25 protein-coding genes are annotated in these 22,882 nt (G+C 43.6%); 14 read left to right on the plus strand and 11 right to left on the minus strand.

Features of this window, described 5'->3' with window-relative positions; translation table 11 throughout:
• Positions 1–87 precede the first annotated feature (87 nt).
• The 4 genes from AB4558_RS16280 (at position 88) to dcuC (ending at position 3,257) form a co-directional block, all read left to right on the plus strand.
• On the plus strand, positions 88–804 hold the full coding sequence (locus AB4558_RS16280) for a GntR family transcriptional regulator (RefSeq protein WP_372158931.1): 717 nt from the start codon (positions 88–90) through the stop codon (positions 802–804).
• A 232-nt stretch (positions 805–1,036) separates the two neighbouring features.
• Positions 1,037–1,237 carry a hypothetical protein gene (locus AB4558_RS16285; RefSeq protein ID WP_080582262.1) on the plus strand — a complete coding sequence of 67 codons (201 nt, stop codon included), beginning with the start codon at positions 1,037–1,039 and terminating at the stop codon, positions 1,235–1,237.
• Positions 1,238–1,260: 23 nt separating this feature from the next.
• On the plus strand, positions 1,261–1,512 hold the full coding sequence (locus AB4558_RS16290) for a hypothetical protein (protein ID WP_133151380.1): 252 nt from the start codon (positions 1,261–1,263) through the stop codon (positions 1,510–1,512).
• A gap of 377 nt (positions 1,513–1,889) precedes the next feature.
• Complete coding sequence (gene dcuC, locus AB4558_RS16295) at positions 1,890–3,257, plus strand: anaerobic C4-dicarboxylate transporter DcuC (protein ID WP_017062608.1); 1,368 nt, start codon at positions 1,890–1,892, stop codon at positions 3,255–3,257.
• Positions 3,258–3,459: 202 nt separating this feature from the next.
• Here the strand turns inward: dcuC and AB4558_RS16300 are convergent, their stop codons facing one another.
• Entirely contained in the window at positions 3,460–4,092 is a 633-nt protein-coding gene (locus AB4558_RS16300) for a response regulator (protein WP_017062609.1), read from the minus strand.
• On the minus strand, positions 4,079–5,809 hold the full coding sequence (gene narQ, locus AB4558_RS16305) for a nitrate/nitrite two-component system sensor histidine kinase NarQ (RefSeq protein ID WP_372074910.1): 1,731 nt from the start codon (positions 5,807–5,809) through the stop codon (positions 4,079–4,081). Before narQ ends, AB4558_RS16300 begins: the two co-directional genes overlap by 14 nt.
• A gap of 253 nt (positions 5,810–6,062) precedes the next feature.
• On the opposite strand from narQ, the gene napF reads away from it, so the two are divergent.
• From napF to AB4558_RS16335, 6 genes are all read left to right on the plus strand, one after another.
• Positions 6,063–6,542, plus strand: a complete 480-nt coding sequence (gene napF / locus AB4558_RS16310; protein WP_017062611.1) for a ferredoxin-type protein NapF — start codon at positions 6,063–6,065, stop codon at positions 6,540–6,542.
• A gap of 23 nt (positions 6,543–6,565) precedes the next feature.
• Complete coding sequence (locus tag AB4558_RS16315; RefSeq protein ID WP_017062612.1) at positions 6,566–6,871, plus strand: chaperone NapD; 306 nt, start codon at positions 6,566–6,568, stop codon at positions 6,869–6,871.
• Positions 6,868–9,357, plus strand: coding sequence for a periplasmic nitrate reductase subunit alpha (gene napA, locus AB4558_RS16320; RefSeq protein WP_372074909.1), 2,490 nt, complete (start codon positions 6,868–6,870; stop codon positions 9,355–9,357). The genes AB4558_RS16315 and napA overlap by 4 nt, the downstream gene beginning before the upstream one ends.
• A 109-nt stretch (positions 9,358–9,466) precedes the next feature.
• Complete coding sequence (locus AB4558_RS16325) at positions 9,467–9,922, plus strand: nitrate reductase cytochrome c-type subunit (protein WP_008219291.1); 456 nt, start codon at positions 9,467–9,469, stop codon at positions 9,920–9,922.
• Positions 9,923–9,951: 29 nt separating this feature from the next.
• The gene (locus AB4558_RS16330; RefSeq protein ID WP_017069144.1) at positions 9,952–10,530 is read left to right on the plus strand and encodes a NapC/NirT family cytochrome c; all 579 of its coding nucleotides are present in this window, start codon (positions 9,952–9,954) and stop codon (positions 10,528–10,530) included.
• 11 nt (positions 10,531–10,541) lie between these two features.
• Positions 10,542–10,679 (plus strand): TIGR02808 family protein, encoded by a 138-nt coding sequence (locus tag AB4558_RS16335; RefSeq protein WP_010430103.1) that lies wholly within the window; start codon positions 10,542–10,544, stop codon positions 10,677–10,679.
• A gap of 127 nt (positions 10,680–10,806) precedes the next feature.
• Here AB4558_RS16335 and phaC read toward each other — a convergent pair whose 3' ends face one another.
• From phaC to AB4558_RS16360, 5 genes are all read right to left on the minus strand, one after another.
• A complete protein-coding gene (phaC, locus tag AB4558_RS16340; RefSeq protein WP_017072236.1) occupies positions 10,807–12,633 on the minus strand; it encodes a class I poly(R)-hydroxyalkanoic acid synthase in 1,827 nt (608 codons plus the stop codon).
• Between the two features lie 75 nt (positions 12,634–12,708).
• Complete coding sequence (locus AB4558_RS16345; protein WP_017062616.1) at positions 12,709–13,056, minus strand: phasin family protein; 348 nt, start codon at positions 13,054–13,056, stop codon at positions 12,709–12,711.
• A 130-nt stretch (positions 13,057–13,186) separates the two neighbouring features.
• On the minus strand, positions 13,187–14,398 hold the full coding sequence (locus tag AB4558_RS16350) for an acetyl-CoA C-acetyltransferase (RefSeq protein ID WP_372074801.1): 1,212 nt from the start codon (positions 14,396–14,398) through the stop codon (positions 13,187–13,189).
• 26 nt (positions 14,399–14,424) lie between these two features.
• Positions 14,425–15,165 (minus strand): SDR family oxidoreductase, encoded by a 741-nt coding sequence (locus tag AB4558_RS16355; protein WP_017062618.1) that lies wholly within the window; start codon positions 15,163–15,165, stop codon positions 14,425–14,427.
• A 529-nt stretch (positions 15,166–15,694) separates the two neighbouring features.
• Positions 15,695–16,378, minus strand: coding sequence for an SH3 domain-containing protein (locus AB4558_RS16360; protein ID WP_136979884.1), 684 nt, complete (start codon positions 16,376–16,378; stop codon positions 15,695–15,697).
• A gap of 96 nt (positions 16,379–16,474) precedes the next feature.
• On the opposite strand from AB4558_RS16360, the gene AB4558_RS16365 reads away from it, so the two are divergent.
• Positions 16,475–17,050 carry a hypothetical protein gene (locus AB4558_RS16365; protein WP_136979883.1) on the plus strand — a complete coding sequence of 192 codons (576 nt, stop codon included), beginning with the start codon at positions 16,475–16,477 and terminating at the stop codon, positions 17,048–17,050.
• A 269-nt stretch (positions 17,051–17,319) separates the two neighbouring features.
• Entirely contained in the window at positions 17,320–17,562 is a 243-nt protein-coding gene (locus AB4558_RS16370) for a hypothetical protein (protein WP_017062621.1), read from the plus strand.
• A 169-nt stretch (positions 17,563–17,731) separates the two neighbouring features.
• Here AB4558_RS16370 and AB4558_RS16375 read toward each other — a convergent pair whose 3' ends face one another.
• Positions 17,732–18,190: an Lrp/AsnC family transcriptional regulator gene (locus AB4558_RS16375; protein WP_372158932.1), complete on the minus strand. Its 459-nt coding sequence runs from the start codon at positions 18,188–18,190 to the stop codon at positions 17,732–17,734.
• 149 nt (positions 18,191–18,339) lie between these two features.
• Here AB4558_RS16375 and AB4558_RS16380 point away from each other — a divergent pair, with 149 nt between their 5' ends.
• Together AB4558_RS16380 and AB4558_RS16385 are read left to right on the plus strand one after the other, a co-directional pair.
• Complete coding sequence (locus AB4558_RS16380; protein WP_017064490.1) at positions 18,340–19,269, plus strand: DMT family transporter; 930 nt, start codon at positions 18,340–18,342, stop codon at positions 19,267–19,269.
• A gap of 158 nt (positions 19,270–19,427) precedes the next feature.
• Positions 19,428–19,892 (plus strand): hypothetical protein, encoded by a 465-nt coding sequence (locus AB4558_RS16385; protein ID WP_017064489.1) that lies wholly within the window; start codon positions 19,428–19,430, stop codon positions 19,890–19,892.
• A 49-nt stretch (positions 19,893–19,941) separates the two neighbouring features.
• On the opposite strand, the gene AB4558_RS16390 is transcribed toward AB4558_RS16385, so the two are convergent.
• From AB4558_RS16390 to AB4558_RS16400, 3 genes are all read right to left on the minus strand, one after another.
• Positions 19,942–21,315 carry a sensor histidine kinase gene (locus AB4558_RS16390; protein ID WP_372074796.1) on the minus strand — a complete coding sequence of 458 codons (1,374 nt, stop codon included), beginning with the start codon at positions 21,313–21,315 and terminating at the stop codon, positions 19,942–19,944.
• Between the two features lie 66 nt (positions 21,316–21,381).
• Positions 21,382–22,113, minus strand: coding sequence for a response regulator transcription factor (locus tag AB4558_RS16395; RefSeq protein ID WP_017067448.1), 732 nt, complete (start codon positions 22,111–22,113; stop codon positions 21,382–21,384).
• Positions 22,114–22,194: 81 nt separating this feature from the next.
• Positions 22,195–22,875, minus strand: coding sequence for a spondin domain-containing protein (locus AB4558_RS16400; protein WP_102394553.1), 681 nt, complete (start codon positions 22,873–22,875; stop codon positions 22,195–22,197).
• Positions 22,876–22,882: the final 7 nt, after the last annotated feature.

Genomic DNA, 22,882 nt, shown 5'->3' on the forward strand with positions numbered 1-22,882 from the left:
GCAAAGCTTATATAGAGCAAATATACGTATTTAAGGTACAGGTTGTTAATCAAAGTCTAGTTGTCCTAGCGCACAAATGAGGCAAAAATGGCAAGACTCCCTATGTATCGCCAAATCGCCGATGCAATAAGAGAAAAGATCAGTTCTGGAGAATATAAAGTTGGAGAAGCACTCCCAACGGAAGCGCAATTGCGTGAAGTATTCTCGGTAAGCCGCGTAACGGTTAGGCAAGCACTGAAACTACTGATCGAAAACGATGAGCTTGAAAGCGTTCAAGGCAGCGGCACTTACGTAAAAGAGAACAAGATCAATTACGACATCTACAAACAGTCGAGCTTTCAAGAAAAGTGGGCGCATTTGGATGTGGTTACACACAGTGAAGTTCTGGCCTTCGAAATGAAGCCGTGTTCTTTGGCGATGTCTGAACATTTAGATATCAAAGAAGGCGAATTGGTTTTCTACGTAAAACGTGTTCGTTTCATAGACAACAATCCAATCACGGTTGAAGAAACTTGGTTACCTGTTGCTCTATTCCCAGATCTCACCTATCAAGTGATGCAGACATCAAAATACGACTTTATTGAGAACACCAAAGGCATGGTGATTGATCGAAGTGAGCAGGAATTGGTACCGATTCTTCCGCCTGAAGACGTTGCTAAACAGTTAGGTATTGACCCAGCTCAGCCTATCATTGAAAAACGTACTCGCGGTTACCTCGCCAATAACACTGTATTTGAATACAGCCGCAACTACTTCACGTCTAACGATTACCGATTCACTTTGGTCGCAAAACGCCAGAGATAATGCTCATCAGCGAGTTTCGATAATAGCAAAATGACCAACACAGAGAGCGCCTTGTTCTCTGTGTTTCTATGCTGTTAACTCAATCATAAAACCAACTTTCCTACCCAAATATTCCTAAACCAATATCAAGTAACCTCACGAAAGATCATTCACATTCATTTAAATACTGTTCTGGCGCTTTGACCATAAACTAAGCGCCAAATTACAAGAACAACAGTCGACAGGAATGTAGATGAATACCAAACAACTTGAGGACGCTGTAAGTGAAGTGAGCTTATTCAATCAGCACCTCCACTTAATCCAATCCGTGCATACCATTCCGACCCCAAAAATGAATTGGGAGTCGATTGCGATGGAACCTGCGCCGACAATGCCAACGGTTCGATTCGATCACTGTCTACTCATCAGACTAACACTTAGTTCGTCGTGTTAAATCACTTTATATACAAAACCATTATGTCGAAACACACTATCTCACGAACATCGCACCCATTAGCAAATACAATTTCATACACACGATTCCTACCAAAGCTACCTTTAGTTCTAATCGCTTTCTCTATGCCCCTATTCGCAGAAGAAGTTGAAGAAGTGGTACTCGAGGACGAAGTCGTATTAAATGAAGGTTCTGAGTTAAACGAAGAAGCTGAAGAATCGCCTTATTATAACTTGTGTTTTAGCGCTTACTTATGGGAAGTAAGTAGGCGTTAAACATAAGTAATCTTTAAATGTAAGTAAGCTTAAAAGCTAAGATTCTCACCTCTTTACTCCGATAAATACCCACTTCGTTACACGTTTCCTTCCAAAGTACAAAAAATACTCGCGATTTATAAAATAACACCACCATATGCAAATAGAACAACCAAAGGTGATCCAAGTTATATTCTAACAAGCCACAAAATTTGTTTATTAACATCTAAACAACAGTAGTTATTCACGATTTACAACCACAATTAACATCGAAAAAAATGTTTGTCTTAGATCATATCAACCTCAACTATGCCTCGTGCCACAGTGCAGTTTTCTGTACATTCATTGTCATATTCTGAAACACTTTCTTATATTTTTTAAACTTTGTGGAGATTTCTATGTTAGAGCTCTTGATCGGATTAGTGATTACTATTGCTGTTGGTTACTTTATTGTAAAAGGCTATAAAGCGGCGGGTGTATTACTAACTGCTGGCCTTGCCCTACTTCTTATCACCGGCCTTATTGGTCACACAGTCTTACCAGCTAAGGTAGCTTCAACAGGTAACATGGTTACCGACTCACTAGAATTTGTTAAATACATGCTTCAGTACCGCGGGGGCGGCCTAGGCATGCAAATCATGCTTCTTTGTGGTTTTGCTTCTTACATGACGCACATTGGTGCTAACAACGTGGTAGTGAAACAGTTCTCTAAACCGCTTGCTGCGATCAAATCTCCCTATGTACTTCTTGTTGCGGCTTACATCGTAGCGTGTCTGATGTCTCTAGCAGTAAGTTCTGCAACGGGTCTTGGTGTGCTATTGATGGCAACCCTATTCCCAATGATGACGGCAATGGGTATTTCTCGCCCAGCGGCAGTTGCAGTTTGTGCGTCACCTGCAGCCATCATTCTTTCACCAACGTCTGGTGATGTGGTTATCGCGGCAGAAAAATCAGGCATGTCTCTTGATGTGTTTGCTGTTCAAACGGTACTGCCTGTTTCTATCTGTGCGATCATCGTGATGGCGGGTGCGGCTTTCTTCTGGAACAAATACCTAGATAAGAAAGAAAACACACCAATGGAAAAAGTAGACGTTTCTGAAATCGAAACAACGGCGCCGGCTTTCTACGCTGCACTTCCATTCCTACCTATCATCGGCGTTTTCCTATTCAACGGTCGTACGATTCCAGGGCTTTCACTTGATATCTACACTATTGTGGTAGGTTCTATCTTCGTAGGCGCAGTTATCGATTACGTTGTTAAGAAGTTTGACGGCGAGAAAACACTAGAAGATCTAGACTCTTGCTACCAAGGCATGGCTGACGCGTTCAAAGGCGTGGTAATGCTGTTGGTTGCGGCGGGCGTATTTGCTCAAGGTCTAATGTCTATCGGTGCAATTGATAACCTAATCGGTCTTGCCGAATCTGCAGGCGCAGGCGGTATCGCATTGATGCTTATCCTCACAGGTCTAACGGTTGCTGCGGCAATTGCGACAGGTTCAGGTAATGCACCTTTCTATGCATTCGTAGAACTGGCTCCATCATTAGCGGCGAAAATGGGCTTGAACCCAGCGTTCCTAATCATCCCAATGCTTCAAGCATCGAACCTAGGTCGTACAATTTCACCAGTATCTGGCGTAATCGTAGCGACTTCTGGTATGGGTAAAATCAGCCCATTTGAAGTCGTAAAACGTACGTCTGTACCCGTAATCTGTGGTCTTATTACGGTTATCTTCGGTACGCTTGTATTGGTTCCAATGTCGGCGTAAGCCTTAAGTTTCTAATCTCAAAGAACGAAGAACAAACGAACACCAATACTGAATATAAAATGCGTAAACAAAAAGGCGCTGAACTTAATAAGTTCAGCGCCTTTTTTAATGTCACTTTCTCAACATCGTTAAAACTATCGAGACATGTACAAAATGTATAAACAGTCAGGCTTGAAATAGTGTTATCTCAAAGGAACAAGCCCTACTTCATTTCACCATAGCGTTCTAGATACAGAACCGTTGCAGCGGTACGGGAAGGCACTTGCAGCTTTTTCAACAAGCTTTTCATATGTACCTTAACTGTCGATTCAGAAATAAACAGGTGATCGGCGATCTGCTTATTACGGTAACCTTTCGCGACTTCTTGAAGGATCTGCATTTCACGTTCAGTCAGTTGTTCGAAGATATCATTGCGGCTTCCAGCATCATTTAGGTAACGAGCAACCACACTGCTGTAAGCCTTGTCACCGCTGTGTGCTTGCTTAAGCAGTTCAATTAACTCATCGGGTTCAGTGTCTTTCAACAAGTAGCCATCAGCGCCTGCTTTTACAATCGCTTCAATGTCTGCAGGGCTATCAGAAACCGTTAGAATAACAATGTTTGCGCTAGAACCGTCAGTGCGAAGTGCTTTCAAGGTATCTAAACCAGACATGCCCTTCATATTGAGATCCAAAAGGATCAAATCAGGTTCTTCTTCATGAGCAAGAGCAACCGCTTCAGTGCCGTTACTTGCTTCTGCAATCACTTCGAATTCGTCTTCAAAGCTCAGTAATTGGCTTATACCTCTGCGCATCAATGGATGATCATCAACCAGCATTACTTTACAAATCGTCAACTTTAACTTCCTTCAAACTTTTATATTTCAATATGACTGTACAGCCTTCACCTTGCGCCGCTTCAATCGTCAAGTCGCCATTCAGTCTTGCCGCACGCTCCTGCATAATGCTCATCCCGTAGTGGTTCACCTTGGAACTACTTGAGTCAAAGCCATCTCCATTATCTTTTATCACGACGAATACTTCACCGTCCTCATCGATACAGCATACATCTATCAAGTCGGCATTGGCGTGTTTTATTGCATTTATTGTTGCTTCACGAATCAATTGAAGCAAGTGAACCTGACTATGCGCATCAAGCTCGATCGATGAGAGATTATTAGTGAGGTTAATCTTCGCATCGGTTCTCTCGCTTAGCGCCTCAAGCATGGTACTTAAGGCGTCTCCAAAGTTGCCCTCTTTAATGGTCAACCTAAATGTGGTGAGTAGCTCTCTTAACTGGGTATAAGCGTCGGCTAAGCCGTTTCCGATCTCAGACGCGATTTGTTCAGATTGCTCTCGGTGCTGTTGCTCTGGCAGTTTGCCAATCACACGCTTTAATAGTGTAACTTGAATTTTCAAGTACGACAGTGATTGAGCCAATGAATCGTGGAGTTCACGTGCAATCGTGGCACGCTCTTCCATGATAATAAGCTGTTCAGCTTTCTTTTGAGCACGATTGTAGTAGATCGCTCTCGATAGCAGTTGAATGAAGCTTTCGATCAGAGCTTTAGTTGAGTGCCCGTGGTGATATGAACAGTATAAATAGCCGAGAATAAGTTCGTTATCGTCGAGTTTCATCTCAAACTTTTCGTAGTCTAAATTCGAATCGTAACCTTCATCCATAATCAATGAACGGCCTGAGTTATCGACAATCTCGAGCCTCAGTGATCCAATCCCTTCCAAGCTCACGAGATGCTGCAAGATAGCTCGGAAGTTTTCAGGAGCAATACGCGTCACCGTGAGCTCTTGTGACGAGTTATAAAGTGCCTGCAGCGACTGGTTCGCATTTTGCAGCTCAATCGTCTTTGCATCCACCACATCTTCAAGGTTTCGATAAAGCACGCCTAAATCTTTGGCCATCGAGTTGAAGGTTTTGGTCAAAATGCCCATTTCGTTGTTACTGGTCACCTTGAGTTCTACCTCGAAGTCGCTGTTTTTGATTCTTTGGCTCGCACCGACAAGAGCATGTAGCGGTTTAACAACCTGTTTACGTACAAAGTGAACAACAAAAAGAGATATGACCAGAATCCCACCAAGGCCGATACCACCAGCCCACGCTAACTTTATTAACTTGTCTTCAGAGAACTCTTGCAGCTTATAAACGAAGCCATCGATTTCAGCCACGAAGTTTTCAACCAACACGAGATAGTGATCGCGCTCTTCGCTATTCAAGACCTGTTTTAGCTCATGCCAACGGCCGATAATTAAATAGTAATCTTCTGTGATGTCTGCCGGAACATTCCAACTGACCAAATTAGTCATGGATGGCGAGTAAAGAGAACTTTCGAATTCACGAATATGAGATTCATAATCGACAGATTCTATTTGAATATCATGGGCTAAACGGTAGCTTTGCATTCGCATTGAACCGGCCACGTTAACCGCTTCCGCATCATTCAAACTTGAAGCCAAAGTAAAGATGGCAAAGCCAGTCGTAGCAACCGACAACAGCAGTATAGAGAGCAAAGATTTTGCTATCGTACTTGTTACAGATGAAACCGGTTTTATAAGCAAAAGTGCCTTCCTATTGATAAATGACTTGCCAGCGATATCGTATTGTCACACATCAAAAATCATAGCTCCATTCAATATGTGATCACTCGCTCCGTAATTTATTGATCTAAGACAATATATGCCCCCAATTAGCCCTTAGGGGGTATTTATACAATTGTTTCTAAAACTACACTACTTGTGAGGACTCATTACAAGATATTAATAGAATAATGACCTACAATTACAACATCTTAGTAACATCTATAGGTATCTAGTGGTAGATCTATCAAAACGCCGTCTTTTTTCAAGACGAAAAGTTGACTCAAGCCAGATTCGTTTGCCTTGGATTGACAGCCTAGAAAGCTTTACAGATGACTGTACTCGCTGCGGTAAATGCATCGAGAGTTGTGAGACTAAGATAATCATTGTAGGCGATGGTGGTTTTCCCACTGTAGATTTCTCTATTGATGAGTGTACGTTCTGCTATCAATGTGCAGATGTTTGTCCCGAACCCATTTTTAAGCCAAAGCAAGGAGAGCCTTGGCAAGCAAAAGCACAAATCTCTGATAAGTGTTTAGCGCAACAAAATGTTGAATGCCGAAGCTGTGGTGACATGTGTGAACCTATGGCCATTCAATTTGAACTTAGAGCAGGCAGTGTTGCTCTACCAAAAATCGAGTTAGATGAGTGTAGCGGTTGTGGGGCCTGCGTAGCAATTTGCCCTACTTCGGCTATTCTTGTGAGTAATGCATAAAACAAAAATAACGAGAGCAATTTATGGCACTAAATGAAGTGCATATATCAAGTTTAGTCGTGCATGTGAGCCCTGAGCATCTAAATGAGATCAAAGCGGAGATCGATCAATTCGATAACGCTGAAATCTACGGAGATAGCCCTGAAGGCAAAATCATCGTGGTCCTAGAAACTGAAAACCAAGGTTTTGTAACGGACACCATCGAAGCAATAAACAACATTAAGAACGTTTTGGGGACAGCTTTGGTTTATCACCAAATCGAAACTGGACTCGACGAAACGGATTTAGAAACTGGAAGTAACAATTCTCAACTTGAGGGTGAAGTATGAAAATGACAAGACGTGCGTTTGTGAAAGCAAACGCAGCTGCATCAGCGGCAGCCGTTGCAGGTGTAACTCTACCGGCAACAGCAACCAACCTGATTGCTAGCTCTGATCAAACAAAAATCACGTGGGATAAAGCGCCTTGTCGTTTTTGTGGTACGGGCTGTTCAGTACTAGTAGGTACTCAAAACGGTAAAGTGGTTGCGACTCAAGGCGATCCAGAAGCTCCTGTAAACAAAGGCCTTAACTGTATCAAAGGCTACTTCCTTTCAAAAATCATGTACGGCAAAGACCGTCTAGAACAACCTCTTCTTCGTATGAAAGATGGTGAGTTCCATAAAGATGGTGATTTCGCACCCGTATCTTGGGACAAAGCGTTCGACGTGATGGCTGAGAAATGGAAAGCTTCACTGAAGAAGAACGGTCCAACAGGTGTTGGTATGTTCGGTTCAGGCCAATGGACAGTAATGGAAGGCTACGCAGCCGTTAAGATGATGAAAGCGGGTTTCCGTTCAAACAACATAGATCCAAACGCTCGTCACTGTATGGCTTCTGCTGTAGTAGGCTTCATGCGCACTTTCGGTATTGATGAGCCAATGGGTTGTTACGATGACTTTGAACACGCAGACGCATTCGTACTGTGGGGTTCAAACATGGCAGAAATGCACCCAGTACTATGGACTCGTATTACAGACCGTCGTCTAAGCCACCCACACGTTAAAGTAAACGTACTGTCTACTTACTACCACCGTTCTTTCGAGCTTGCAGACACGGGTTACATCTTCGAACCTCAATCAGATCTAGCAATTGCTAACTTCATTGCTAACTACATCATTCAAAACGATGCCGTTAACTGGGACTTCGTGAACAAGCACACGAACTTCAAGCAAGCAACGACAGACATCGGTTACGGTCTGCGTGACGATGATCCACTACAGAAAGCAGCCGCAAACCCTAACTCAGGCGAAATGACTGCTATCTCTTTCGAAGACTACAAAGCGTCTGTTGCTGAATACACAGTTGAGAAAGCGTCTGAAATGTCAGGTGTACCTCAAGAAGACCTTATCAAGCTGGCTAAGCAATATGCCGATCCAAACATCAAAGTAATGTCACTTTGGACTATGGGTATGAACCAACATACTCGTGGCGTATGGATGAACAGCCTTGTATACAACATCCACCTTCTTACAGGTAAGATTTCTACTCCAGGTAACAGCCCATTCTCACTAACTGGCCAACCGTCAGCGTGTGGTACAGCGCGTGAAGTTGGTACATTCGCTCACCGTTTACCTGCCGATATGGTGGTTGCTAACCCTAAACACCGTAAAATTGCAGAAGATATCTGGAAACTTCCAGAAGGCACCATTCCACCGGTACCCGGCGCTCACGCTGTTCTTCAAGACCGTATGTTGAAAGACGGTAAAATCAACGCTTACTGGGTAATGTGTAACAACAACATGCAAGCGGGTCCAAACATCAACACTGAACGTCTGCCAGGTTACCGTAACCCAGATAACTTCATTGTATGTTCTGACCCGTACCCAACGGCAACAGCTCAAGCGGCTGACCTCATCCTTCCAACAGCAATGTGGATTGAGAAAGAAGGCGCTTACGGTAACGCAGAGCGTCGTACACAAGCATGGTACCAACAAGTGAAAACTGTAGGTGAAGCTAAGTCTGACCTATGGCAAATCATGGAATTCTCTAAGCGCTTCACTATTGAAGAAGTTTGGGGTGAAGAACTGGTTGCGAAAATGCCTGAGTACCGTGGCAAAACCATGTACGACGTGCTTTACAAAAACGGCAACGTTGATGCATTCCCACTGTCTGAAGCTCAAGAGCTTAACGACGATGCACAAGCTCAAGGTTTCTACGTTCAAAAAGGTCTATTCGAAGAATACGCAGCCTTTGGTCGCGGCCACGGTCACGATTTAGCACCATACGATCGCTACCACCAAGTTCGTGGTCTACGTTGGCCTGTTGTTGACGGTAAAGAGACACTATGGCGCTATAAAGAAGGTTCAGATCCATATGCTAAGAAAGGTTCTGATTGGGACTTCTACGGCAAACCAGATGGTAAAGCACTGATCATCAATGCACCATACGAAGCGCCACCTGAAGTACCAAACGATGAATACGATATGTGGCTATGTACCGGTCGTGTTCTTGAGCACTGGCACACAGGTACTATGACTCGTCGTGTACCAGAACTTTACAAAGCAGTACCGGATGCACTTTGCTACATGCACCCTGCTGACGCTAAAGCTCGTGGCCTACGTCGTGGTGATGAAGTTCTTATCGAAAACAAACGTGGTGAAGTTCGTGTGCGTGTTGAAACTCGCGGCCGTAACCGTCCACCACAGGGCTTGGTATTCGTACCATTCTTTGATGCAAGAATTCTGATCAACAAGTTGATCTTGGATGCAACGGATCCTCTGTCTAAACAGACAGACTACAAGAAGTGTCCAGTTAAGATCACTAAAGTTGCTTAAGCCCTAGGCTTAGAGAAACGATCTTAAGTATTTAATATTGCGACTACTTTTTCATCCTTTTGAAGAAGTAGTCCTCTCAAAGAATTAGCCTTTAGGCGGAGAAATTAACATGAAAAAACTGATTACTGCCCTACTATCAGCCGGTCTTTTGCTAGCTGGCGTAGCTCAAGCTGAGCTGGATAACCCTGGCGGCATTGGTGGCGTAGAGTCTTTACGTGGTGTAAGTGAGCTTGAAGCAACACGAGCAGCTGACGACTTCAAAAAGTACCCTCGCGACCAAGTGCTTGAGAGCGATTACGTATACCAGCCACCATTGGTACCTCACAATATCCGTAGCTACGAAGTCTCTCTGAACGCAAACAAATGTCTGTCTTGCCACAGCTGGAAAAATGCGAAAGAGATGGGTGCGACAAAAATTAGTGTTACTCACTACATGAACCGTGAAGATGCAGTACTTGCTGACGTTTCACCTCGTCGTTACTTCTGTCTGCAGTGTCACGTTCCTCAAGCTAATGCGAAACCATTAGTAGAGAACGAGTTCAAACCTGTTGACTCACTACGCTAATCTTAGCCGTATTGTAGAGAGGCTATTATATGAAATTATTAAAAGCGTTTTGGAAAAGACTTGCGACACCAAGCAAAGCAGCCGTAGGCGTTGTTTTGTTCTTGGGTTTCTCGGGTGGTCTTTTGTTCTGGGGTGCATTCAACACGGGTATGGAGGCAACCAACACGGAAGAATTCTGTTCTGGCTGTCACGCACCTATCGTTGCTGAAATCCAAGAGACAATTCACTACTCTAACCGTTCTGGTGTTCGTGCAATCTGTTCAGACTGTCACGTACCGCATGAGTGGACTGATAAAATCGTTCGTAAAGTTCAAGCATCAAAAGAGCTATACGCTCACTTTATTGCTAAGACAATTGATACGCCTGAGAAATTCAAAGAGCGTCGTCATCACTTAGCTGAGCGCGAATGGGCTCGTTTGAAGAAGAACGATTCACTTGAGTGTCGTAACTGTCACCAGTTTGATTACATGGACTTCTCAGAGCAGAGCCCCCGTAGTGCGAAACAACACTCGACTGCGCTAGCTTCTGGTGAAAAAACGTGTGTAGACTGTCACAAAGGTATTGCACACAAACTACCAGACATGCACGGCGTTGAAGGCTGGCAATAAGGAGCGATTGAATGAGTACTTTAGAAAGCGTAATTTGGCACATCCTAGGTTACAGCGCTATGCCAGTTATCATTCTTGGTGGCTTTGCAGGTGTTGCAGCCGTATCTCTTTGGATTTTATCTATGGGTAAAGACAAAGAAATCGATTAACAATCGAGATTCCATCAACTTCTACCAGATAATTCTGATATGAGTTGATACGAAAAAGCCACTGATTTCAGTGGCTTTTTTATTATCTGACGTTGTGTATCTTTATAATTGAATGTGACTTAACGCCCTAAGCTTCGTTTTCTGGCGCTTCTTTCTCTGCGGTCTCTTTATCAACCTGCTCTTGATCGACAATCGGCAGCACCTGTTTTACATAGTTGCCTGGCGCTTTGCCAATCACAGGATTAAGCTCTGAGCCTTGATTGAAAGGTTCGATTTTTTCGTCAGTTTCAAAACCTTGTAGCCACTGATTCCAGTGTGTCCACCAAGACCCCTCATTATGAGTCGCATTAGTTAGCCACTCATCCGCCGAGTCGTCTAGGTTGTCATTCAGCCAGAACCCGTACTTCTTCTTATCTGGATGGTTAACAATACCCGCGATATGACCAGATTCACCAAGCACGAACGTCTTGTTGCCACCGGTATTCAAGGCACCACGGTAAGTCCCCTGCCAAAGCGCGATATGATCTTCTTTCGCTGAAATGAAGTAGCTTGGTATTTTTATCTTATTGAGATCAATCCAGACACCGCCTACTTTCACGCCTTTGTCTTGAACAAGTTTATTCTCAAGGTAAAGCTCACGCAGCAAGAAATTATGGCATTTAGCAGCAACGTTAGTGCTGTCACTGTTCCAGTACAACAGATCAAACTCCATTGGGCTGCTGCCTTTTAGGTAGTTATCAATGTAGTAGTTCCAGTACAGGCTGTTTTCACGAAGCAAACTGAATGTCACGCTTAATGAACGACCATCCATGAATCCTTTAGCATCGTTCTGTTTCTCAATGGCGTTAATGATCGTTTCATTGATATATGCGCCAACCTCTCCCGGCTGAGAGAAGTCTAATAGAGTCGTAAAAAAGGTCGCAGTTTTAATGCGTTTCTTCATTCTTTTAGCAGCATAGTAAGCGACCGTTGAAGCGAGAACAGTACCACCAATGCAGTAACCTGCAGCATTGATTTGCTCTTTACCCGTGATATCTTCAATTGCCGTCACGGCTTTCGCTACGCCTTCCGTGACATAGTCACCGAACTCTAAGTCTTTTTGCGCTTCACCTGGGTTGCGCCAAGACATCATGAAGACGCTGTGCCCTTGCTCAAGCAACCAACGAACCATTGAGTTCTTTTCACGAAGGTCGAGAATGTAGTACTTATTGATGAATGGAGGAACGATCAACAAAGGCGTGGCGTTCACCTGAGGTGTTTTTGGGTAGTATTGAATAAGCTCGAACAGATCATTTTGAAAAACGACATCACCTTCCGTGTTCGCAACATCAACACCTAATCGGAAGGCATTATTGTTGGTCATACGGATCTTGAGGATATCCGCGCTCGCTTCAACATCAGCTTGTAGCTGCTCTAGCCCATCTAGCAAGTTCTCACCATTGCGCTCAAGCGTTAGCTTCATCAACTCTGGGTTAGTCGCAATGAAGTTACTAGGAGAAAGAGCATTGATAGCCTGACGTGAAAAGAACGCCACACGTTCCTTGGTTTTCTCGTCTATGCCTTCGATTGAATTAATGGTGTCTATATAGCTTTTGCTGAATAACAAATAAGACTGCTTGATAAAGCTGTAAAACGGGTCATTTTTCCACGCTTCATCAATAAAGCGTTTATCACTGCGCTCTTCAGTAATGACGCTTTCGGTATTACCCATCAGTGCGGCATTTTGCCAAATCTTAAGTTGCTGTTCCCACCACTGGGATTGTAACTGAAGGAGAACGGCGGGTTGGTTAGCGGCTTGCTCGAAGATTTTTGACGCATCATCAAAATTCAACTCTTGCATCGCTTGATTTAGGGGAGATTGCGCGGCTTCCTTGTTTTGTTCAAAGTTTTCCCACCATTGCTGGTTTGTTTGTTGAAGTTTAACAAGGTAGTCCGAAAAGAAGTGTTGAAACATAACATGACTCCAATAATCGGAAAATCGCCACCGAGCCTCACAGTAAACACTGTGCTGACTCGATGGCGATTTTATTTATGCAGGTGTAACTGTTTTCAAGTTTTCAGTTGTTAGTGTTTCAACATCTTCTTTGAACTCTTTTGCAGCAGCTTGCATTTTTGAGCTATCACTCATCATCTGTTGAGACAATTGAGTTAGCGCTGCTAGTTGCTGGCTGTTGAACGCCGTTAGGCTAGTCACGTCTTTGATTTCAGTCACTGCTTTCATTTGCGCAAGACCCATGTTCGTGTAAGTCTGCATTGCATTCATTTGCAGTTCTGTCATCGTTTGGACGTTCTTTGCAACCAACTTGTTGAACTTTAAGTACGGTTCAAATTGCTTTTCAGTTTGGTCAGTAATTGTTTTGAAAATATCCGTGTACATAAGTAACTCCTGATGAATACATAGTTTAATAAATTTGTGTCACTATCGTTTCAGCCAACGCTCATCGATTAACTCGCGATGCTTTGAAAAGCTGATCCGATATTTAAGCTTGCTACCGATATATCAGGCTCTAACCTTCAATACCTTTTAGCAAAACAGCGGTTCCCATTCCCCCACCCACACAGAGTGAAGCAACGCCATAAGTCGTTTTCTGTTCAAGCATTTCATGGATGAGTGCAACAATAATTCGATTGCCTGAAGCACCTAAAGGATGGCCAAGCGCGATTGCACCACCATTCACATTGACCTTTGGCTTGAACTCATCAAGCGGTAAGTCATGCTGCTCTGACAATTGGTACATTACGCCAAGAGCTTGTGCTGCAAACGCTTCATTCAATTCAAACAAATCTACTTCTTCTAGAGTGAGATTCGCTTTATCAAGCGTTTTAGAAACGGCTTCTACTGGGCCTAAACCCATGATTTTTGGGTCCAAACCTGACTGTGCGTAGCTGATCAGTTCCACTAAAGGTGTTAGACCATATTTCGCTACCGCCGACTCAGACGCTAAGATAATTGCACTCGCTCCATCATTGATGCCCGAAGCGTTACCTGCCGTAACAGACCCTTCACGGTCAAAAGCTGGACGAAGCTTTTGCAGACCTTCGAATGTCGCGTCTGACTTCGGATACTCATCGGTATCAAAAGTGACGGTTTGTCTGCGCTGCTTAACTTCTACAGGCACGATTTGCTCGTTAAACTTACCCGCTTCAATCGCAGCAACTGCTTTCTGTTGGCTTTCTAAAGCATAGTTATCTTGAGCTAGGCGCGAAATATTCAACGTGTTCGCGATATTTTCAGCGGTCATGCCCATGTGGTAGTGATTAAACGCATCGGTTAAGCCATCACCAACCAGTAAGTCTTTCATTGAGATGTCACCCATTTTGTGACCATTGCGAACGCTCGCTGGTACCACAAAAGGAATTTGTGACATCACTTCAACGCCAGCAGCAATAACCACTTCAGTATCTTGTGCTTTGATGTGCGCCGCTGCGTCCATCACTGATTTCATTCCGCTGCCGCAAATCATGTTCACGCCGTATGCTGGTGTTTCCTCAGGAAGCCCTGCATAGATGGAAGCCTGACGAGCAACCCCCATGCCTTGACCTGCCGAAATCACGTTGCCGACGATTACTTCATCAATCGCATCTAACGAAAGATCGACAGACTCAAGTGCACCTTTGATCGCAACGCCAGCCAGTTCACCCGCAGATACGTTTTTTAGCGACCCGGTAAATGCACCAATAGGAGTGCGCTTAGCCGCAACAATAAATACTTTTTCCATCATTCCAACCCCTTCAGTTTCGCCAATTACTGCATGTACAAGCCGCCATTCACAGACAATGTTTCGCCTGTAATGTACGCGCCAGATTCACTCGCTAAAAAGCCCACTGCGTCTGCAATTTCAACAGGTGTTGCTAAGCGTTTCATCGGAATTTGGTTCTTGATTGAATCCAGTACTTCAGGCTTCATTTGCTCAACCATAGGAGTTGCTGTGTAGCCAGGGGCAATCACGTTCACGGTTACGCCGCTACGAGCGCCTTCTGCAGCCAAAGCTTTAGAAAAACCAATCATTCCAGCTTTCGCTGCTGAGTAGTTAGTCTGTCCAAATTGACCTTTAAGACCATTGACGGAAGAGATGTTGATGACACGGCAGTTACCCTTTTCACACATAGGAGCGAACAAAGGTTGAGTCACGTTGAACAAACTGTTTAAGTTCGTTTCAATCACATCTTTCCACGCTTCGGCATCCATCTTTTTAAAGACGCTATCACGTGTAATACCTGCGTTATTGACCAGCACATCCACCGTGCCTTCTTCTTCTAACAACTTGCTTAAGCTCAGCGCACATTCCGCAGTATTGGTAACATCTAATTCAAACAATCTCACTTGATCTTCGGTGAATTGTTTTTCGTTAAACCAATCCAAGGCACATTGGTAATTTCCAGTAAAATAAGTCGCGATAACACGATAGCCGTCTGCAACTAATTTAGAGGAAATTGCTGAGCCGATACCGCCTTTTGACCCTGTAATTAAAGCAAGCTTTTTCATTAATGGTTCCATCCCTTACAAGCAATTAAATAACAATGATGTTAATAAGATAATGTCTTAGTTGATAATTAAACTTTACGTTTTGCTTTAATTAAACCCTACAACTCAAAATCAAAAATTATTATTACAAATATAAAATATTTTCGTATTATGATTAAAAACTAGACTTGCATCCCAAAACCAATGAAATGTTACGATTATGTAAATCAACGCAAGACTCTGATATTAATAAGGTTTGTTTAATTTTACTTTTATCACCAAGCAGATAAGCCTTTGTAAATACGAGATAAATCTATATCTCTCAGCTTGTTTCAAGAATAATGCAATGTGGGAATTTGAAATGATTGATCACGAGAATAATAACAAAACTCTTATTAGCCATTAATAAATGGTTCCTAATTATTCTATATAACCTTCGATATAATTAACGTTCTAAATGGGAAAGATGAACATTATGGATAGACAAAAAAGCCCACTCAACCTATGAGTGGGCTTTAGTAAATAGCATTATTAAATAGAGCGTGGGATCTTACTTCGTAAATATTTCATTTGTATTTACATCAAGATAAATTTTGTTTTCAAGGGACAACCCACCACAATAAATAAAATAGACATCTCGATTGCTGTACTTAACAGATTTCACCCATCCGCCTAATTCTTCAAAATCACTTGGGGCACACTCCCCCTCAGAGATCAGTTTAGCCACCGAATTACGGAATTTTTCTTGATGGATCTTGAGATCATCAGACTTAACCAAATAGGAATCCAATATCTCTTTGCTTTCTTTTTCCGAAATAATGACTTCATCATTCGATAAGCCTGACATAGAGACCCATTCCGCCGTCTGTGGGCCGCCATCTTTAAGGACAATATAGTCTGAGATACGAGCCCATTCTCCCTGTTTCTCGAGTACCTCCACCTTTTCCCCTTTGTAGAGGTAATCCGTTATCAAGCCATCAATTTCAGGTTGCTCGACCACTTCAAGCTTTCTCTCCAAAACGTAAAATTCCGTCTGCTCGGGTTCAGGCTGAAGATCCATGATGGGTACAAGCTCAGATTCAGATTGCTCGGTAGCTTCTAACGCCGGCTCTTCCGTTTTCTCTTGTGGGATTGGGTCTTTATTCATGACCAAGAAGTAGTATGCCGCTCCTCCCCCTCCGCCCAATATCAACAACACAAGTAAAGCGATCAGCGCTTTTTTCATCAAATCCACCAGCTCTTCCGTTATAGGTATGTCTCAAGTGTACATCAACTCATGCTGCTGCTCATCTATACTCTCAATAGAGCGCACGGTAAGTAGAGGAAAGTCATGAGTTTTTGGGGGAAAGTTATCATTGTAAGCGCAACTTTTAGTGCCAATGTCGCTCTAGCGAATCATTGTGACCGTGAAAACTGGCAAACACTGTTGGATCGTCAGCTCTCTTTTGAAGGTCGCTATAATCAGTACACCAAAGAGTTCAACCAAGTTCTTTCAACCTATGAGTCACAGACATTGTTATCTAAACACTTTAATGAAAAGCAGATCATTGAGCTTTGGGCAAAGTATGAAGAAAGGTTTAATGTGCAGCTCAATAGTCATATGAATACCGCGTATGACGTCTCCGAGGTTTTGCTACAACAGGCGTATGTTGTGTCTAGTGAACTTGAAGGCGCTGACTCTCTAGCGTATTCATGGCAAGCCGTCGCCAAACACTGCACCAAAGCAAGACTCCCGCGCCAGGCAGAAAGCGCAAAGGTGCACGTACAAAGCTCACAATCACTCTCCCGAGATCTCCATACACTCAGTGAAAAATTCCGTCAGCTGTCTTCAAAATACCGCAGAGAAGCGACGATGATTGATGAAGCGCGCCACATAAACCAACCAGCAAACGATGCATCAAACTGAAATCACCATTAGATTCTCTCACTCGTTCGACTGGACTTTTCCGATAAATATGCTCAATCCCATTCATAATATTCTAAGAACTCGTTAATCAAAGCTTTATCAATAGGTTGTAAAAGTAATGTGCTATCTATCAACAATGAAGTTCAATTTCCGACCAATGCAAGCGAGTATGTGAGATATTCATCACAAAATAGATTTACAAACGCCAGAAAATTGTTATCATGAATCTTCATATAACTTAATAACAAGAAATATTTTGGCTAGGTAATATGCAAAAGACTATGGCTTTCAACTGCTTGAGTAACACGGAATGGACTGCAGAGATAAGAGGTAAACTTTTATCTGTAGCTAAACACATGGAAGAGTTCGGTTCAGTAAGTGAGCTAGAGCTATGTAAGATATTTGGAGAGACAATTTGGAATGACGGCGTGGATTATCATTCACATGCTTTTTCATTCAGAATTAATGCACAAACTGGGGATTGTTCAATCTCTAACTTTAAGTATCACTAAGTTTTGCACCTATCATATACGGAGTACCTTTCACGAGGTGCTCCGTTTTTTATTGCCTGAAGCCTGACACTTAATGGATGATTTTTGATATTGACCGCGCTTCTACTTCAGGAGTAAACCATTTCGTTTTCAGCTCATTCTGCCTTCGTGTTACTGCTCAGAGTTTGGCTTAATCGGTATAAATTGGCAGTGGTGCATTGCCTTTTACTTGTCTTATCGCAAGGTGGGTATGAATATCTTTCACGTTAGAGAGCCTTTGAAGTTTTCTTGTAAATGCCTCGTAGGCCATCAAGTTCGGGCTAACCACTTCTAGCAAATAGTCATAAGCCCCAGATACAACGTGGCAACTGATCACCTCTTCCATCTCTACAACAGCCGCCTCAAACTTATCTATCGACACTTCTTGGTGGTTGTTTAGGCTCACCTCAACAATCACGCTCATTGCGATGCCGACTTGTTCTCGTGACAAGCTCACACGATAACCGTCAATAATGCCCTTTTCTTCTAGCCTTTTGACTCGTCTTGCACAAGGCGAAGGTGATAAACCCACTTCATCAGCAAGTTCAGCCGTGGTTAACCTGCCATCTTTTTGTAGCAGTTCGAGAAGATGCCTATCAATTCTATCCATAGTAAATGCCAAACATTAGTTAAATCCGTTAATTATTTGGTGAATATTAGCAGAAATCATCAAAGATTGTTCAAGTTTAGCCAAAACTTGCCAACCTGTGGCACACCAACTGTTCCATAATGAGTCATCACCCACTCTCCTTCTATATTATGAATCTTGGCTACTTATCTATTACTGTCACCCTACTCATTTGGGCGAGCTTTTTTCTTTCTCTTAAAGGCGGCGCAAATTCAGATTTAACACCTGCCGATATCGCTCTCACAAGATTTCTCATACCGGCTTTGGTGTTATTGCCTTTGATGTGGAAAGCACGCAGCGCAATTGCCGTCGTCCCTAAACGGTATCTAACGGGTATGTTCGTAGGTAGCGGATTACCTTATCTGCTTGTTGCCGGAACGGCCATGCAGTTTGTTCCGGTATCTCATGGCAGTGCTCTTGTTCCGGGCACGCTTCCTCTGTTCGTTACAGGAATTGCGGTACTCTTTTTTAAGCAGCCACTCAGCCGACATCGTGTTGTTGGTTTAGGTTTGGTTTTGCTCGGCATACTGTTGTTTTTAGGGAGTAGCTTAAGCAGCTTCAACTTCGAATACACCAAAGGTCATTTGTTGTTTTTATGCGGAAGCTTAATGTGGGCGATGTTCACCATCTCAGCCCGTGTCGCTAATCTTAATGCGTTAGTCAGTGCCGGTTTTATTTCTCTCTGTTCTACTTTGCTTTTACTCGTCCTAATCCTGACTGGAACCCTCCCAAGCCACCTAATGGACACACCAATCGCTAATTGGCCCTTCACGGAGCTTGCCGTTCATTCAACAGTGCAAGGCGTTGGGGCGGGTTTAATCGCTGCGTTCACTTACCTTTATGCGGTTAATACCTTAGGGGCTGAACGCTCTGCCGCTTTTGGCAGTGCAACACCCGCAGTGGCGACCTTGTTGGCGATCCCACTATTCAACGAGATTCCTGATGCGATGACTTGGCTCGCCCTTGGTTCTATTTGCATCGGCAGTTTGGTCGCGAGCAACATATTCATGAGAAACGACCAGTCGATGCAGTACCAACCGCCAAGCCATAGCAAGGCCTGATACTGCGTTCAAACCTAAATACAGTTCCCCTAAGCATCGATTTTAGGGCTTGTAGTACACAGATAAGCCTGCCAACGCAGGCTTATCTAAAATCTGCTTTTTCTAAACTCGCTTCTCCATTAAACTGTCCGACCTTTTTGCAGATCCAAGAGAACACCATGCAACGCGACTACACCTTAAATTGCTTAATCACCATGCCTCGCCATGAACTAGAAGAATTTAGTTTAAGAATGATTCATCGCCTTGTACCTGAAGATGCAATGACGGAATTGTTTACGTTCGAGCAAGAAGAAGTCACCAGCGAAGAACGCATGCAATCAGCGAAATTTGACGCAATGCTTCGAATGACCGCTATCGCGCTTGGTGAAGTAAACCTAGCCTTCTCAGAGTCGGATAACTCGCAACAGAACATCGAGCGAATGACTCGCCTACTGCTTTGGCACTTCTACTCAATTTCTTTCAACCTTGAAGAAGCAATCGCAATCGAAGTGCACTGTGAGAAAGTAGAAAAGATCTTAAAGAACGCACCTAAAGATGCGTTTGGCTGGGTTAAAGAATTAACTGAGCTGCTTCACTTCTACGCGAAAGTGAACGAAGGTAACGAAGACAGAAAAGACGCTTAACGTTACTTCTACGTAAGTACACATCAAGCTAAATCGAAGGCAGATAGAGCTATACCGAAGGCAAGTAAAAGCTTTGCTGAAAGGAGTTCTCTGCCTTTGTTGTTTCTAGCACACTGTGATGCAACATCAGTATCGACTGCGCGATCTTGGTTCCTATTCCCAAAGAACCATTCGGCGCTTCCAGTTCAACCTCATTATGAATCACCACCTTCACCCGTTTGGAATCCGCTTCAAAACCAACATCTAACGACACCACAGTGCCACTTGGGCTATGCCTCAATGCATTATCTAACAGATTCAAAATCAACCTCTCAAGCAGATCACTGTCACCCACAGCCTTGATTCCAATAGGCATATTAATGTTCAACTCAACATTTTTATGGCGATATTTGCTTTGTATCGTTTCTAAGCATTCGCTCATCAGCCCATTGAAATCGATTGAAGCGTATTGATATGTGGGTACCGGGTTATCTTTCTTGGCGCTATCTAACAGCGAATGGAGCTGTTCAGATAACTTGTTGCCATTGCGATATGCCACATCTATGAGTGGATCCGAATGTGGGTTTTGAATCCTCCACGTTTCTAGATACCCCAATACACTCGACAATGGCGTTTTCAAATCATGACTGAGCTGTAATAAGCTTTGTCTTCGATGTGACGACTGATATTCAAGTTGCAAAAATTGCTGTTGAATGTGCTTCGCCATCAACTGATACGAGCGTGCAATCGGCACCAATTCTGGTACTTGATGAATGAAGTTCGGGTCCAATCGAAAATCTTGCTCTGCTTGTTGTTGCAGCTTGTTGGTTACTGCTTCTATTGGGTTTAACAGGCTACGTTTGACCAACAGGTAAGCCCCAATCGCAAAACCTAAGATAGAGATCAGCATAAGTCCTGCTAGCGCCATATAAGGTGTGTCGACTTGCGAATTAGCAATCACGGTATGGCGATTACTGCCAATCAACACATACAGATACCCAACTGTTGAACCCAACTCTTCAATCGCAGCAACGGAAAACACCTTACGAGAATCAGGATTGATAGGGTTTTCGCCAAGAATCGGATAAGGCTCGTCATTTAAAAATTGTCTAATGGGTGCTAAGTCTATCTGGCTTGCCAACACAGTGCCTTCTGGCGCAGCGTGCGTCGTGATATTTCCTTGGCTGTCGAGAAAATAAATGTCGAAATCGGGACCAATCAACATCAAGGTATGAAATATGGATTTAAGGGCTTTGGGGTTGTAGTCAGTCCCTATCATCAGAGGGTTATCATCGCGCATATGAACCGCGAGCTCTTTGTGTAAGCTCTGCTTAGTTCTTTGTTCTATGGTCTCTTTTTGCCAATTATAGGTATAAGCAATCACCACACTCACGAGCAGAAACCACAAACTGGTGAACAACACTAAACGCGATTTGAAACTCATGTTCTCTCCTCGATGGCTCTTAGGTCTTACTGGCCTTTTAGTAAACTTCGGACGCGACACATAGGCCTAAGCTTTCGACTCAAACTTATAACCAACACCCCAAACGGTTTTAATGAAATCATCATCACTATTCGGCATCGCAAGCTTGGTTCTTAGACGGTTGACTGTGCTACACACGGTATGGTGATAGCCAGAGTGATGAGTATTCCAAACATGATCGAGCAGCTCGTCTTTGCTATACACACGCCCCGGGCGGGTTGCTAAGAAATGAAGTAAGGTAAACTCGGTAGCTGTCAGCGGTACGTCTTGGTTATTGAGTGACACCTGATGGCGTTCAGGTTGAATAGTGAGCACACCAAAATTCATAATCGATTCTGCTGTCACAACCTCTTGAGTCGCTGATTCGACATGGCTTAAACGGCGAAGCACGTTCCTCACTCTTGCTTGAAACTCGAGAACGCTGAAAGGTTTCGTTATGTAGTCATCAACACCGGCTTCTAAGCCTGACACCTTATCTAACTCAGCGTCTCTTGCGGTTAGCATGAGTACTGGCGTCCAATCCTCTTGCTGACGCAACATTCGACAGAAATCGAGTCCGTCACCGTCTGGTAAGCCACGATCCAGTACGATCAAATCGAAATGACCCTCTTTATAGAGCGCCTGAGCCTTTTCAATCACATTAGCTCTGATTACGTTATGCCCTTGGAACTTAAGATGCATCTGCACCAGTTCAGCCAAGTCATCATCGTCTTCAACCAACAATATGTTTGCCATCAAATTTACCGCAGCACTATTCATGATCCCTGCTCTATTCTGAGTCTGCCCACCTTTCAATTGACCGGAACAGAGCAGGAATTCTTTCATCGTACTTTGACCCTGTTACTCAGTTCGAGTAATGGTGATTCTTGCTCCGGGGTTAAGGAAACGATGATTTGCACTTAAAGTAGAAGTCGTAAGGCCATCATCTTGGCTGATTACGCCAGAGTGAAAACTCACTATATCGGTGTCGTCTCGTGTGGTATTAAAACCTTCACCACCGCCTGCTGGTCCCGGAATGGTTGCAGCAAGCTCATCGTTCAGCTCTGTTCCCGAATCCCAAACATTCATGTTCATGGTAAAGGTATCACCCACCGCTAATGACTTGAGCGATAATCCGGATTCGCCGACAAACGCATCATTGGTGTTCACCAACATGGAAGCAACTGAGATATACCCTTCTTGATTTGGGTCGACACGAATCGACACCGTGTCTTGCTCACCTGAAAGAATCAGTCCATTGCCTGAGATGCCTTGATAAACATTGGCGTCACTGTCACTGAGCGCAAGCAATTGTGCATTACTACCCCCTTCCGCCAAGTATTCCAGATCGACAGAGGCACTTTGCCCAACTTCAAACAGATCAAAATTCGTATTGTGAGTCAACACCGCGAGTGGTGACATTGGTTGATTGGGGGTGAGGTTAGTAACACTCACATCATAGCGATAGTAATCGTCGTCATCGTCCGGACAACCCGCTAACACAGCTACTGATGCAGCGATAAATAGAATTCTAGCTTTCATACATCCC

The organism is Vibrio sp. 10N.222.51.C5 (genome assembly GCF_041474575.1).
Taxonomy (GTDB): domain Bacteria; phylum Pseudomonadota; class Gammaproteobacteria; order Enterobacterales; family Vibrionaceae; genus Vibrio; species Vibrio crassostreae_C.

Coding starts and splice junctions, on each gene's coding strand:
- AB4558_RS16280 (WP_372158931.1), top strand. CDS start 88: ATGGCAAGACTCCCTATGTATCGCCAAATCGCCGATGCAATAAGAGAA.
- AB4558_RS16285 (WP_080582262.1), top strand. CDS start 1,037: ATGAATACCAAACAACTTGAGGACGCTGTAAGTGAAGTGAGCTTATTC.
- AB4558_RS16290 (WP_133151380.1), top strand. CDS start 1,261: ATGTCGAAACACACTATCTCACGAACATCGCACCCATTAGCAAATACA.
- dcuC (WP_017062608.1), top strand. CDS start 1,890: ATGTTAGAGCTCTTGATCGGATTAGTGATTACTATTGCTGTTGGTTAC.
- AB4558_RS16315 (WP_017062612.1), top strand. CDS start 6,566: ATGGCACTAAATGAAGTGCATATATCAAGTTTAGTCGTGCATGTGAGC.
- napA (WP_372074909.1), top strand. CDS start 6,868: ATGAAAATGACAAGACGTGCGTTTGTGAAAGCAAACGCAGCTGCATCA.
- AB4558_RS16325 (WP_008219291.1), top strand. CDS start 9,467: ATGAAAAAACTGATTACTGCCCTACTATCAGCCGGTCTTTTGCTAGCT.
- AB4558_RS16330 (WP_017069144.1), top strand. CDS start 9,952: ATGAAATTATTAAAAGCGTTTTGGAAAAGACTTGCGACACCAAGCAAA.
- AB4558_RS16335 (WP_010430103.1), top strand. CDS start 10,542: ATGAGTACTTTAGAAAGCGTAATTTGGCACATCCTAGGTTACAGCGCT.
- phaC (WP_017072236.1), bottom strand. CDS start 12,633: ATGTTTCAACACTTCTTTTCGGACTACCTTGTTAAACTTCAACAAACA.
- AB4558_RS16345 (WP_017062616.1), bottom strand. CDS start 13,056: ATGTACACGGATATTTTCAAAACAATTACTGACCAAACTGAAAAGCAA.
- AB4558_RS16350 (WP_372074801.1), bottom strand. CDS start 14,398: ATGGAAAAAGTATTTATTGTTGCGGCTAAGCGCACTCCTATTGGTGCA.
- AB4558_RS16355 (WP_017062618.1), bottom strand. CDS start 15,165: ATGAAAAAGCTTGCTTTAATTACAGGGTCAAAAGGCGGTATCGGCTCA.
- AB4558_RS16365 (WP_136979883.1), top strand. CDS start 16,475: ATGAGTTTTTGGGGGAAAGTTATCATTGTAAGCGCAACTTTTAGTGCC.
- AB4558_RS16370 (WP_017062621.1), top strand. CDS start 17,320: ATGCAAAAGACTATGGCTTTCAACTGCTTGAGTAACACGGAATGGACT.
- AB4558_RS16375 (WP_372158932.1), bottom strand. CDS start 18,190: ATGGATAGAATTGATAGGCATCTTCTCGAACTGCTACAAAAAGATGGC.
- AB4558_RS16380 (WP_017064490.1), top strand. CDS start 18,340: ATGAATCTTGGCTACTTATCTATTACTGTCACCCTACTCATTTGGGCG.
- AB4558_RS16385 (WP_017064489.1), top strand. CDS start 19,428: ATGCAACGCGACTACACCTTAAATTGCTTAATCACCATGCCTCGCCAT.
- AB4558_RS16390 (WP_372074796.1), bottom strand. CDS start 21,315: ATGAGTTTCAAATCGCGTTTAGTGTTGTTCACCAGTTTGTGGTTTCTG.
- AB4558_RS16395 (WP_017067448.1), bottom strand. CDS start 22,113: ATGAATAGTGCTGCGGTAAATTTGATGGCAAACATATTGTTGGTTGAA.
- AB4558_RS16400 (WP_102394553.1), bottom strand. CDS start 22,875: ATGAAAGCTAGAATTCTATTTATCGCTGCATCAGTAGCTGTGTTAGCG.